Genomic DNA, 12,914 nt, shown 5'->3' on the forward strand with positions numbered 1-12,914 from the left:
GCACTACCATGCTTTAAAAACGGTGGACCCTGTCACAAATGGCAGCGCAGATACGTCTAGTCGCTATGGACTTCACGACTCGCGCTTCCATGTCAGACTACCCACCACGCCGCCCCATCGCCAGCGCCGCCGATCCGTTCGCATGCAGCTTTGCGACCAGCTACGCCGGCGTCGTTTCCTTTCTCGCCGTTGCCAACGAAGGCAGCTTTGCCCGTGCGGGCGATCGTCTCGGGATCGCGCGTTCCTCCGTTAGCCGCAATGTGCAGAAACTCGAGGCTCAGCTCGACGCGCGCCTGTTCCTGCGCACGACCCGCAGCACGTCGTTGACGCGCGAGGGGGAACTCTTCTACGAGAACTGTCAGCCTGGCATAGAGCGCATCGCCCAGGCGCTGGAAGACATGCGGGAACTGCGCAACGGGCCGCCGCGCGGCCATCTGCGCATCGTCTCGACACCGGGCTTCGGCCGCAAGATCGTCGCGCCGCTGCTGCGGGGCTTTCATTCGCGCTATCCCGAGATCGCCCTCGAATTGCTGCTGAACGACCGGCCCGCCGACTTTACCGCCGATCGCGTCGACGTTGCGTTTCGCGACGGGCGCATGGAAGACAGCGGGATCGTGGCGCGCCAGCTGATTCCGATGCAGATGCTCGTCTGCGCGTCGCCCGGTTATGCGCGAAGACACGGATTACCGCGGCACGTCGATGAACTGGCGGATCATCGCTGCATCAATTTCCTGACCGCGTCCGGGCGCATCAGTGAGTGGGAGTTCAAGGTCGACGGTCTGCCGCAGCGGCGCCAGCCCGTCGCGCAGCACACATTCAACGACCCGGATCTGATCGTGCAGGCAGTGCTCGACGGGCTGGGCATCGCGCAGTTGCCTGCGCATCAGGTTTGCGATCTGCTGGGCGACGGGCAGCTGGTCAGTTGTCTCGCGCAGCACGCACCGGAAGACAGCGGCCACTACATCTGCTATCTCAGCCGCAAACAACTTCCTGCCCGGGTCCGCGTGTTCATCGACTATATGACCGAGCACACGAGAGCGCTCGACCTGCAGTGTCTGACGACGATGACGGCGTTACCGACGCTCGAGTGACGGCACCCGAACTACCGTGCGTCGATTGGTGCTCCTCATGCAACACGGTGCGTCCCTTTGCGGCCCTACCGCATGACGCAGTGCATGCCTACGATGCTTCCTGTACGGAGGGCACGCGAATCGCGGCTAGTCCGGCAAAGCACCGGCAAACCCATCCGCACCGTCCGCTATGCGATGCCAAGCCGGAGTCGAAAAACAGGCGGTGCGGGAGCCGCTCACAAGCTCTTGGAGAGACATCATGAAAATCGTCGTGATCGGTGGTACGGGACTCATCGGCAGTAAAGTCGTCAAGAATCTTCGCGCGCGCGGTCATGCCGTCGTTGCCGCATCGCCCGCATCGGGCGTGAACACAATCACGGGCGAAGGGCTGAAGGAGGCGTTGACGGGCGCGAATGTCGTGGTCGATCTGGCCAATTCCCCATCGTTCGAAGATGCCGCCGTGCTCGAATTCTTCGAGACGGCCGGACGCAATCTGTTTGCGGCGGAGCTTGCCGCGGGCGTACAGCATCACGTCGCGCTCTCCGTCGTCGGCACCGACAGGCTCGCGGCAAGCGGCTATTTCCGCGGCAAGATCGCGCAGGAGAAGCTGATCCGCGAATCGGGCGTGCCGTACACAATCGTCCATTCGACCCAGTTCTTCGAATTTCTTGGCGGCATTGCGCAATCGGGTGGCGACGGCCAGGACATCCGGCTGTCTCCCGCATTGTTCCAGCCGATTGCATCGGATGATGTGGCGGCAGCCGTCGCGGACTTTGCCGTCGGCGAACCGCGCAACGGTATCGCGGAGATCGCGGGTCCGGAGCGCGTGCGGCTGGCCGACATGGTGCGGCGATTCCTGTTGGCGAGCCACGATTCGCGCAAAGTCGTTGCAGACCCACGCGCCCGCTATTTCGGCGCCGAGTTGCAGGACGACACCCTTGTCCCGGGCGCAAACCCGCGTCTCGGTACGATCAACTTCGACGCGTGGTTCGCCCAGATGCAAGCCGCGACATAAGGCACGAGCCGACGAGGCGCGCCATGCCCACATTGCGTCCACCGCCGCTGACGCTGCTCGACAGGTATCACGGGCGAGACCCTCAAACGCTGTATTCGACCACCGTCACCGTAACAGGCGGCGACGCGGGTCATGGGCGCGCGTCGGGCATTGCCCGTTCTGACGACGGCAATCTCACAGTTCACCTGCGATTGCCGAAGGCGCTGGGCGGTCCCGGCGGCGGCACCAATCCCGAGCAGCTCTTCGCGGCGGGTTACGCGGCCTGCTTTCATGGTGCACTGAGTCTGCTTGCGGCACGGGCAAGCATTCCGATTCCCGGCGCTTCGGTGGAGGTCACCGTCGATTTCAGCCGCGATCCCATGGACGGCCTGTTCATCCTGACCGCGCAGACCCGTATTCGATTGCCCGGTGTCGAGCGTGTCGTGGCCGAGGAACTGGTCCGCAACACGGAACGCTTTTGCCCTTATACCAAGATGGCACGGCAGGGGATCGGGAATGTCGTCGCGCTTGTGCAGCAGGACGACGCCGGCAGATCGTGACGCTGCGTGAAGATTCTCTCGGAAGTTGATGTTCTACAGAGTGCGCAAAAAAGGGGCTCTGTTCACTGCTGCCGTTTCGTGACAGCCGCCGTGACGGATTCCGCCAACTCACGCGCCCGGATGAGGGCACTGCTGATCTCGGCCAATAGCTTCTCGCAGTCCGCGTCGTTCTGCTGCCGTAACGCGAACGACGGATGATAGGTCGCGATGCCCCAGCCGCCTGCCACTCTGAACGGCGCATCGACATAGTCTCTCAGACTGACTTTCCCGCGCAGCAACGCCGTGAGCGCCGTCGCGCCAAGCGCGACGACCACCGCCGGCCGCACTGCATTCAACTCCCGCTCGAGCCAGTAAGAACACGCTTCGATCTCACGCTGCCCGGGCGTTTTGTGCAGCCTGCGCTTGCCGCGCGGCTCCCATTTGAAATGCTTCACCGCGTTGGTCAGATAAACCTGCGCGCGCGACAGTCCGGCGCGCGTGATCGCGGTCTCCAGCAATTGCCCCGCTGGCCCGACAAATGGCTGACCGCTCAGATCTTCCTGATCGCCGGGCTGCTCGCCGATCAGCATGATGCGCGCGTCGCCTGGCCCTGAACTCCCCACAGCTTGCGTTGCGTTGCGCCACAGGTTGCAACGCCGGCAAGTATCGAGCGACGAGGGCTGCTCGCGGGCGGGTTGCGCCATCTCCGCTTCGATCGGAATGGTCTTGCCGCCCAGCGCACCGACGCCGCTCGCCTGCGCCACGCGGCGCGCGCCGGTTTTCGCTTCACTGATCATCGCGGGAATCAGATGGCCTTCCGGCAGGCCTTTCCAGAAACGTACCGGCATGTGCTGTTCGAGCGCCGCTTCGTTCAGCCGCGCCGGATTGAACGTGCTGCGGTAGTAGGCGAGCCATAGCGTCCCGGCTTCGTCCGCTGTATCGCCACGATGATCGGCGGGCAGGGCGCGGCGTTGCTCCAGGTGCAGTTGCCGACCGTCCCAGAAGGCGGCGCCGCGCGGCGTCGTGATCATCCACGTCGAGCGTCCCATGCGCTGCGCAAAGTGTTCCGCAGCCCACGCCAGGACATCATGTTCGGGCTCGTACCAGGCGACGTATTCGGGCGTCTGCACAGCCGACGCCGACGTCTGCCTGCGAAAGCGCACATAAGCGATCATGTCGTGCCTGGCACGTCGTACGCTCCTCGCCATACGATGGAGCCGGGCGCCATCCGCATCTGCCGGCGAGGCAACCGCGCGGTCGCCATGTTGCCAGCGCCACAGCGCCTTGTATAAAAACGCCCAGCGATCTGACTCGCGGTATGACGCAGCGTCTCGCAATAGTGTCGCCAGTTCCTTGGAAACATGCACGGTCGCGGCAGTGGGTCGAGGTGCCGCGCCTGCGGATGTCGCGCCGTAGTCGAACAGCGTCCGGCCTTGCGATGACTCGCGTTCCTGCCCGACACGCCATTCGATCGTCTCGGGCGCGAGGCCTTCGTCTAAAGCGCCCAGCGACGCGGCGCGCCACGCGGCGAAATGGTCTTCGATAACGATGGAACGCATCGCGAGACTTCACAGCAGAGCCAGTTGCACCGGCGGCGCCAGCACCCGGCGCAATCGCGCCGACGACGCGTCATGCAGCGCCGCGCGATAGTCTTGCGTCACGACAAACGGCTTGATCTTCTCCAGCGGACAACGCAACCGCACGAGGTCCTCGTAGCGTACACGGCGCGAACGCCGTAACTCGACCAGGCGTTTCGCGTTGCGCATGCCGATGCCCGGCACGCGCGCGATCATGCGCAGCGGCGCGCGGTTCAGGTCGACGGGAAACTGGTCGCGATGCGCCAACGCCCATGCGAGCTTCGGGTCGATGTCGAGCGAGAGATTGCCAGGTTGTTCGAACAGGTCCTCCGCACTGAAGCCGTAACCGCGCATCAGGAAATCGGCCTGATACAGCCGATGTTCGCGTAACAACGGCGGCGCCTGAGCCGGCAACGCGGAAGGACTGTCGGGAATCGGGCTGAAGGCGGAGTAGTACACGCGCTTCAGCTTGTACGCTCCGTACAGCGCCGCGGCGGTCTGCAAGATCGTGCTGTCGTTCGTCTGATCCGCGCCGACGATCATCTGCGTGCTCTGGCCCGCGGGCGTGAACTTCGGCGCGCTGGCGTCGCTATGCGCCTCTTCCTGCGCGAGACGGATCGAGCCCATGGCGAGTTTGATGGTGCGGACGTTTTTCTCCGGTGCGAGCCGCGCGAGGCTGCCCTCGGTGGGCAATTCGATGTTCACGCTCAAACGGTCGGCATAGCGGCCGGCTTGTGCAATCAACTGCGGATCGGCGTCGGGGATTGTCTTCAGATGAAGATAGCCGCGAAACTGGTGATCCTCACGCAACGACTGAGCGACGCGCACGAGCTGTTCCATCGTGTAGTTCGATGACCGAATGATTCCGGAACTCAGAAACAGTCCGTCGATGTAGTTGCGCCGGTAGAAATCGAGCGTCAGTTCGACGACTTCCTCGGGCGTAAAGCGCGCGCGTGGCACGTTACTCGAACGCCGGTTGACACAGTATTGACAGTCGTACAAACAGAAATTGGTGAGCAGAATTTTCAGCAGCGAGACGCAGCGCCCGTCCGGCGTGAAACTGTGGCAAATGCCTGCGCCGGTGCTGGCGCCCAGTCCGGCAATGCCGCGAGAGCCGCGCTTGGGCGCGCCACTGCTCGCGCACGACGCATCGTACTTCGCGGCGTCGGCCAATATTTCCAGCTTTCTGAGCAATTCCACGTTGCCGCCAGTACTGTATGGATGTACAGTATTGTACGTGGGCAGGCGGTCACTGCAAGCGGTTTTTTGAGTGGAGCGGGGTCATTTATGGAGCGTGGCTGGCGAACAGGAATGTCGGGGCAGAAGCGATCTAACGGGAGTTGAGCTTGTCCGATTGGCGCAGCGTTTGCTCGCAGTCGGACTATAGCTTTGAAAATTTCAATGGCTTTAGAACAAGGTTGATGTGGAACCTCGCGCAGTCGGGTGGTCTGAACAGATCAGGTACGCGGGTGAGCCCGCACAATGAACGGAGATTCATCTACATGCCGGCTTTATCCGGTCAGGAACGCCATGCCTGAACAACTCTGGTTGCCTGGGCTCGAGGCGCCGCCAACGCCGACAGACGGCCTGTTCTTCGCCGTCTTTCCCGATGCCACGACAGCGGCCAGCATCTCGAAGCTCGCGCAACAGCTTTGCGCAGAGACGCGCGCGCGGAGCAAACCGCTTGCGGCGGCCCGTCTGCATGTCACCTTGCTGCACTTGGGCAATTTCGCGGGTGGTTTGCCACAGGAGCGAGTCGATGCGGCGATGAAAGCGGCTGCGTCGGTCGCCATGGAGCCGTTCAGCGTCGAATTCGACACTGCCGTCAGCTTCGCGTCGAAGCCGCGACCGGGACCGTTGGTACTGGGCGGAGGCGAGGGCGTCGCTGGCCTGCACAGGCTGCACGACGCCTTGGGCCTTGCGTTGCGAAATGCCGGTTTGGGGGACCACGCGGCTTCATCCGCGGCGCACTACACGCCGCACGTCACACTGGCGTACGGCATGCCGTGGGCCGCGGCACGTCCCGTCGAACCGGTATGCTGGAACGTGCGTGAGTTTGCGTTGATGCACAGTTTGCTTGGGCGTACGCGCCATGTTGCGCTGGCTCGATGGACTTTCACGGGCGCGGGTTCATAGCGCGCGTCGCCCCAGGTGACGCCGGGTTGTCGAAGGGCGCCGGATTAGAACCGCATGCCGGTCGCACAACCGCCGGCGAAGCCGCCTCCGCTGCCGCCCGCGCCGCCACAGAACACGCCACAACCCGAAAGGGCGAGCGACATGGTCAAGGCGGCTAGCATTGCGCGCGGCCACGATTTGAGAATGCGTTTGCCCAGGTGCGAAGCATGTGCAGCGCGTTGGAGACGGGTGCCGGCGTCGAAAGTGACGGTGGCGTGGTTACGGCTCGAGTGAATCATTCCTGATTGCATGATGTCGGTGGCTTTGAGGGGCGGCGAGCAATGGCGCGTACGGCATCGTTCGCTGAAAGTATGTTGTCGGTTTTTCGGCGGAGAAGGGCGGCACACGCGGCGCGGCCGCGAATCCCCCAGCGTAGCGCACGACCCTATGCCCCTCAAATACGCAGAATCTGAAAACGTAGGGGATTTCGTCGGTTGGAGAAGCGGAACGATCGTGCGCTCCCTGATAGAATGCTTGGGCCGCAACGTAGTGGATTGCAGATGAAATTGCTTGATGCGTTAGTCGAACAGCGTATTGCCGCCGCCGCCGCGCGAGGTGAGTTCGACGAGTTACCGGGCGCGGGCGCGCCGCTGTCTCTGGACGACGATGCTCTGGTCCCGGAAGAAGTGCGCGTCGCCAACCGGATTTTGAAGAATGCGGGCTTCGTGCCGCCCGCTGTCGAGCAGTTGCGCGCGTTGCGCGACCTGCAAGCGGAGTTGAATGCCGTGAGCGACCGGGCTACCCGTTGCCGTCTCCAGGCGCGCATGCTGGCGCTCGATATGGCACTTGAATCGTTGCGTGGCGGCCCGCTGGTTCTGCCGCGCGAATACTGCCGGCGCATTGCCGAGCGGCTGAGCGAGCGCGCCGGCAACCTCAATATGGCAGACGCGGGTTCGCAGTGAGCGAGCCGCTTGTCCACGCCGCCGTGCCGGATTCGGATTCTGTCGAATCTCACGAAGCGCAGCATATGCTGGGTTCTCAAGCCTCGGCCAGCGGTGTCGCCGAATCGGCTACGACCGATTCGGGTGCCGCCGCCGCTTCGGCGAATACAGATCCCACGCCTGGCGGGCCGCCCCCATTTTCCGCTGTCCCCGAGGTTTCCGCGCGCGATCGCCGCTTCATGGCGCTGGCGCAAGCCGCCGCCGAAGAGGCGCGCGCAGCCGGCGAAGTGCCCGTCGGCGCGGTCCTCGTGCGCGGCGACGAAGTCATCGCCAAAGGTTTCAATCATCCGATCGGCGGGCACGACCCGTCGGCGCATGCGGAAATGGCCGCGTTGCGCGCCGCGGCGCAAGCCATGGAAAATTACCGTCTGCCGGGCTGCGAACTCTACGTGACCCTCGAGCCGTGCCTGATGTGCGCGGGGGCCATCATGCACGCGCGTATCGCCCGTGTCGTGTTCGGGGCGCGCGATCCGAAAACCGGCGCGTGCGGCAGTGTCGTCGACGCCTTCGCGAACCCGCAGTTGAATCATCACACCACGGTGATCGGCGGCGTGCTCGAAAGCGAATGCGGTGCCGCGCTCAAATCGTTCTTTGCCGAACGGCGGCGCGCGAGCCGAGCAGCCCGTGCGGTGGCTCGCGCCGACGCGGTTAGCGAGCCCGGCACCAAACCGGGCCCGGCTGAGGCGCTCTAAAACAACAACGTCCAACAAGGTCCTGCCAATGACCGTCCATCGCACCATCGAACTGATCGCGCCGTCCGGGTATCCGCATGACCCCGAGGTGCTGCGTCGCGCGTTGCAGCGCTTGCATGCGCAGGGGCATCACGTTGAGGGCGTGGAGGCGGCGAGGCGCCGCTATCAGCGCTTCGCCGGCACCGACGGCGAACGCGCAGCCGAACTGAACCGGCTCGCCGACCCGTCGCGTGAGTTGCCGGACATCGTGCTGGCCGTGCGCGGCGGCTATGGCGCGGTGCGTATCCTGCATGGGCTCGACTACGAAGGGTTGCAACGGCGGCTGACCGATCAGCCGATCGCGCTGGTGGGACACAGCGATTTCACCGCGATCCAGCTTGCGCTGCTGGCGCGCGCCGGCGTGAAAACCTTCGGTGGGCCGATGGTGATGAGCGACTTCGGCGCGGAAGAACTGAGCGAATTCACCATGCAGCACTTCTGGTCGGCGTTGACAAAGCCAACCATGACGGTCTCGAGCAACACGCCGCAAGCGCAACCGGTCGATGTCTCGGGCATGTTGTGGGGCGGCAATCTGGCAGTGGTGGCATCGCTGATCGGCACGCCGTACATGCCGCCGGTGCAGGGCGGCATTCTGTTTCTCGAGGACGTCAACGAGCAACCGTTCCGGGTCGAGCGGATGATCTACCAACTGCACTTGTCCGGCATTCTCGCGCAGCAACAGGCGCTCGTGCTGGGCGATTTCTCCGGCGCCAAATCCTACGACTACGACAACGGCTACGACCTGCACGCCATGATCGAGCAGGTGAGGTCGGTGATCGGCATTCCGGTCGTCACCGGCCTGCAATTCGGGCATGTCCGCAACATGCTGACGCTGCCGGTGGGCGCGGACGCGCATCTCGTCGCCGACGCACGCGGGTTCAAACTGAGTTTGTCCGGCTATCCGTACCTCGTCTGAAGCAGCGGGGGAGGAAAGCGGGTAGTTGCCCGCTTTCTTTTTAGTCTATCAATGCAACTAACGGTCAGTTTCACCAACCCACCGCCGACAGAGCGGCCCGTGAAGGCCTTCTGATTTTGTTGACAAAACCCGCCATCAATAGACGGCACCCGCCCTACCTAATTAAACTCGTACTGAGACTGCGCTGGGCACTCAAGCCGCCCAGCTGCCCGCCAGCTCAGGCTTAGCGTGAAGATTGTCGAAATTCGAAGCAAAAATTGTTGACAATTTTTATGTCCATCCTATGATGACCAACATACCGAGACGAACATCATGTCCGACACAGAGTCCGCCGCCGCGAATAGTTCGAAGCCCGAAGCGATCGCCGAGCGCATCCGCGCGGCGATCCTCGAGCATCGGCTCGCGCCGGGCGCCAAGCTGACAGAAGCGCAGTTATGCGAAGTATTCGGTGTCAAGCGCGGCCCGATCCGGCAAGCGCTGGCGCAGTTGGCCACTGACCACCTGGTCGATCTCGAACCGAATCGCGGGGCATTCGTGGCAAGCCCGTCGCTGCAGGAAGTGCACGAAGTGTTCGAGATGCGTCGCATCATCGAGCTGGCGGTGGTGGAGAAGATTTGCGGTGGTCACGGCATGCGGCGTTTGAAGAGCATTGCCAGCATGATCGGCAGGGAACGCAAAGCGTTCGAAACACGTGATTTTCCGGCGTGGATTCGTCTGTCGGGCGAGTTTCACACCGAGTTGGCGGGACTCACCGGCAACGCCGTGCTGTGCGACTGCCTGAACGGCCTGGTGGCGCGCTCCACACTGATTTCCGCGCTGTACGAGTCGCTTGGACGCAGCCCATGCTCGTTCGAGGACCACGAAGCCATTCTCGCCGCACTCGACGCCGGCGATGCAAAAGAGGCGGCGGCATTAATGTCGCGCCATCTGCAAAGTGTCGAGTTGAAGATGCTGGATCGCCCCGCACGTGGCGCGGCCGATCTGCACGAAGTGTTCGGCGCACTCAACGGTGCGCCTGGAGATTCATCAAGAACAAAGTCCGCGCCGGGCTGAGGCAGGCGGCCGGCGTGCGCCCTTTACCGGTGCGCGCCGCACTGAATTGAACTGAACGAATCAAGCGTTGCAAGGCGGCTCGGCGTGAGCGCTGCCGGCTTGTGCACGCGTGTCCGCCGCCGGGCGACGGGCTTTGAGCAGTAACGCATCGCCGGGAATTCGCGGCGGCTGGCGATGCGATAACCACAAGTACTTCAAGTACGGAGACATCCGCGGCACGGCCGAACAGGCGCGTCAAGACCCTTCGTCCCACACGGACGAGGCGGGCGCGACTGGCATGGCCGATGCAACGTCCTTCGATTCGCTATCGACGGTCCCTATTCCAAGGAGGAATCATGGCTCAGTTCAGTGCAGCGCCCGGCAATCCCGCCATTCCCACTTACGCAGACGACGGCGCGCCCAGCGAACCGTCGATGCCCGCAGGCTACAGCGACCGGCTCTACAACGCGGATCTCGCGCCGTTGCGGCATCAAACCTGGGGCGCTTACAACATCTTTGCGTTCTGGATGTCGGACGTGCACAGCGTCGGCGGCTATGTGTTCGCGGGCAGTCTGTTCGCGCTCGGCCTGACTAGCTGGCAGGTGCTGATCGCGCTGCTGGTCGGCATCACTATCGTCAACCTGTTGTGCAACCTGATCGCCAAGCCGAGCCAGGCGAACGGCGTGCCGTATCCGGTGGCGTGCCGCGCGACTTTCGGCGTGCTCGGCGCAAATATTCCCGCGGTGATTCGCGGCCTGATCGCGGTCGCGTGGTACGGGATTCAGACCTATCTGGCGTCGAGCGCGCTGGTGATCGTGGTGTTGAAGTTCGTTCCGCAATTGCTGCCTTACGCCGACGTTCATCATCATGGCTTCATGGGACTCTCGACGCTCGGCTGGACCGGTTTCATGCTGCTGTGGGTGTTGCAGGCCCTGGTGTTCTGGCATGGCATGGAGACCATCAAGAAGTTTATCGACTTCGCCGGTCCCGCGGTCTACGTGGTGATGTTCATCCTCGCGGGCTACATGGTGTATCGCGCGGGATGGCGCAACATCGGCATCAACCTGGGCGGCGTCAAATATCACGGTATGCAAGTCGTGCCGGTGATGATCACGGCGATCTCGCTGGTGGTGTCGTACTTCTCCGGACCGATGCTGAATTTCGGCGACTTCTCGCGCTACGGCAAGAGCTTTCGCAGCGTGCAGCGCGGCAACTTCTGGGGACTGCCGGTCAACTTCCTGGCCTTCTCGCTGGTGACGGTGATCACGACCGCGGCCACACTGCCGGTGTTCGGTGAGCTGATCACGGATCCGGTCGAGACCGTGGGCCGTATCGATTATCCGACCGCGGTGATTCTCGGCGCGCTGACCTTTACGATAGCGACCATCGGCATCAACATCGTCGCCAATTTCGTCTCGCCGGCTTTCGACTTTTCCAACGTCGCGCCGCGCCTCATTAGCTGGCGCATGGGCGGTATGCTCGCAGCGGTCGCGTCGATCTTCATCACGCCGTGGAATCTGTTCAACAACCCGGCCGTGATCCACTACACGCTCGACGTCCTCGGCAGCTTCATTGGACCTTTGTACGGCGTACTGATCATTGACTACTATTTGGTCAAGCGTCAGAAAATTGTGCTCGACGATCTGTACACGGTCGCGCCCACTGGCTCGTACTGGTATCGCAACGGCGTCAACTATCGTGCTGTCGCCGCGTTGTTGCCGGCGGCGGTGATCGCAGTGATCTGCGTGATGGTGCCGGCGCTCGACAGCCTGGCGAATTTCTCGTGGTTCATCGGCGCAGGCCTTGCTGCGCTGTTCTATCGCGTTCTCGCACGCTGAATTTCGCGGACGCAACAGGAGTCGATATGCGCATCAAACTGATCAACCCGAATACGACCCAACGCATGACGCAAGCAATGGGCCGCTGCGCGCGCGAAGTCGCCGCGCCGGGCACGGAAGTCATCGCGGTGAATCCGACCATGGGGCCGCCGTCGATCGAAGGCTATTACGACGAAGCGCTCGCGACACCGGGTTTGCTGGCTGAAGTCGCGGCCGGCGAGCGCGAGGGCTGCGACGGTTACGTGATCGCCTGCTTTGGCGATCCGGGTCTGTACGCCGCGCGTGAGCTGGCGCGCGGTCCAGTGATCGGCATTGCCGAGGCGGCGATGCACGCGGCCAGCGTGCTGGCGCCGGGCTTCTCGGTGGTGACCACGCTGGCGCGCACGTGCGGCATGGCGTGGCATCTCGCCGAGCGTTACGGCATGAAGCGGTTTTGCCGCAACGTTCGCGCCACCGACGTCGCCGTGCTCGACCTCGACAAGCCAGGCTCGGCGGCGCGTCGCATCATCCTCGACGAATGCCGGCGTGCGCTCGCGGAAGACGGTTCGGACGCGATCGTGCTCGGCTGCGCGGGCATGGCCGAGTTGTGCGCGGAGATCGAAGACGCGCTCGGCGCGCCGGTGATCGAAGGCGTGACAGCGGCCGTGAAATGGACCGAGGCGCTGGTCGCGCTACGTCTTTCGACGGCCAAACGCGGCGACTACGCGCGGCCGCTGGCCAAGCGCTACGACGGTGCATTGGAGTCCTTCAGCCCGACCAACGCCGATCCGAATCCGCCTACGCCGCGCGGTTCTGCCGTCATCTGCGCCGCCAATACGCCGGAGAACCCGGGAACGGCCGATTTGCTGCGGGTAAACACTACAGAGCCGGGGCCGCACATACATTCAGTCTGACACGCACTATCTGCCCGGGTGTATGGGCGCACCCGGGCGTTTTCGCTACACTGGTCCAACTCGGCGCGGGCTGTCTGAAAGGTTTTATTCTGCGGCTTTCGGTACTGCTTCCGGTTTTTTCCATCCGCGCCTGTGTGAGTTGTTTGCACCCGTCACGCAAGCTCATGCCAACCTCACGTGCATGCCACGTGAATTCCAAGCGAATTTT

The 12,914-nt window shown here is 63.3% G+C and carries 12 protein-coding genes; 10 read left to right on the forward strand and 2 right to left on the reverse strand.

Features of this window, described 5'->3' with window-relative positions:
• The first annotated feature begins 89 nt into the window (after positions 1–89).
• The 3 genes from RI103_RS08300 to RI103_RS08310 all read left to right on the forward strand — a co-directional run bounded on the left by RI103_RS08300 (position 90) and on the right by RI103_RS08310 (position 2,624).
• Complete coding sequence (locus RI103_RS08300) at positions 90–1,091, forward strand: LysR family transcriptional regulator (RefSeq protein WP_310814862.1); 1,002 nt, start codon at positions 90–92, stop codon at positions 1,089–1,091.
• 238 nt (positions 1,092–1,329) lie between these two features.
• Complete coding sequence (locus tag RI103_RS08305; RefSeq protein WP_310814863.1) at positions 1,330–2,085, forward strand: SDR family oxidoreductase; 756 nt, start codon at positions 1,330–1,332, stop codon at positions 2,083–2,085.
• 23 nt (positions 2,086–2,108) lie between these two features.
• A complete protein-coding gene (locus tag RI103_RS08310; protein WP_310814864.1) occupies positions 2,109–2,624 on the forward strand; it encodes an Ohr family peroxiredoxin in 516 nt (171 codons plus the stop codon).
• Positions 2,625–2,686: 62 nt separating this feature from the next.
• Here RI103_RS08310 and RI103_RS08315 read toward each other — a convergent pair whose 3' ends face one another.
• Positions 2,687–4,162 carry a UdgX family uracil-DNA binding protein gene (locus RI103_RS08315; protein WP_310814865.1) on the reverse strand — a complete coding sequence of 492 codons (1,476 nt, stop codon included), beginning with the start codon at positions 4,160–4,162 and terminating at the stop codon, positions 2,687–2,689.
• 9 nt (positions 4,163–4,171) lie between these two features.
• Positions 4,172–5,380: a putative DNA modification/repair radical SAM protein gene (locus tag RI103_RS08320; protein WP_310814866.1), complete on the reverse strand. Its 1,209-nt coding sequence runs from the start codon at positions 5,378–5,380 to the stop codon at positions 4,172–4,174.
• Between the two features lie 330 nt (positions 5,381–5,710).
• Between RI103_RS08320 and RI103_RS08325 the strand changes: the two genes are divergently transcribed.
• The 7 genes from RI103_RS08325 to RI103_RS08355 all read left to right on the forward strand — a co-directional run bounded on the left by RI103_RS08325 (position 5,711) and on the right by RI103_RS08355 (position 12,706).
• On the forward strand, positions 5,711–6,316 hold the full coding sequence (locus tag RI103_RS08325; protein ID WP_310814867.1) for a 2'-5' RNA ligase family protein: 606 nt from the start codon (positions 5,711–5,713) through the stop codon (positions 6,314–6,316).
• 539 nt (positions 6,317–6,855) lie between these two features.
• Positions 6,856–7,257: a DnaJ family domain-containing protein gene (locus RI103_RS08330; protein WP_310814868.1), complete on the forward strand. Its 402-nt coding sequence runs from the start codon at positions 6,856–6,858 to the stop codon at positions 7,255–7,257.
• The gene (tadA, locus tag RI103_RS08335) at positions 7,254–7,988 is read left to right on the forward strand and encodes a tRNA adenosine(34) deaminase TadA (protein WP_310814869.1); all 735 of its coding nucleotides are present in this window, start codon (positions 7,254–7,256) and stop codon (positions 7,986–7,988) included. The genes RI103_RS08330 and tadA overlap by 4 nt, the downstream gene beginning before the upstream one ends.
• Positions 7,989–8,016: 28 nt before the next feature.
• Positions 8,017–8,943 carry a muramoyltetrapeptide carboxypeptidase gene (ldcA, locus tag RI103_RS08340; RefSeq protein WP_310814870.1) on the forward strand — a complete coding sequence of 309 codons (927 nt, stop codon included), beginning with the start codon at positions 8,017–8,019 and terminating at the stop codon, positions 8,941–8,943.
• A 312-nt stretch (positions 8,944–9,255) separates the two neighbouring features.
• The gene (locus RI103_RS08345; protein WP_310814871.1) at positions 9,256–9,996 is read left to right on the forward strand and encodes a GntR family transcriptional regulator; all 741 of its coding nucleotides are present in this window, start codon (positions 9,256–9,258) and stop codon (positions 9,994–9,996) included.
• Between the two features lie 335 nt (positions 9,997–10,331).
• Positions 10,332–11,813, forward strand: coding sequence for an NCS1 family nucleobase:cation symporter-1 (locus RI103_RS08350; protein ID WP_310814872.1), 1,482 nt, complete (start codon positions 10,332–10,334; stop codon positions 11,811–11,813).
• A gap of 26 nt (positions 11,814–11,839) precedes the next feature.
• A complete protein-coding gene (locus RI103_RS08355; RefSeq protein ID WP_310814873.1) occupies positions 11,840–12,706 on the forward strand; it encodes an aspartate/glutamate racemase family protein in 867 nt (288 codons plus the stop codon).
• The last annotated feature ends 208 nt before the right edge of the window (positions 12,707–12,914 follow it).

The organism is Paraburkholderia sp. FT54 (assembly GCF_031585635.1).
Taxonomy (GTDB): domain Bacteria; phylum Pseudomonadota; class Gammaproteobacteria; order Burkholderiales; family Burkholderiaceae; genus Paraburkholderia.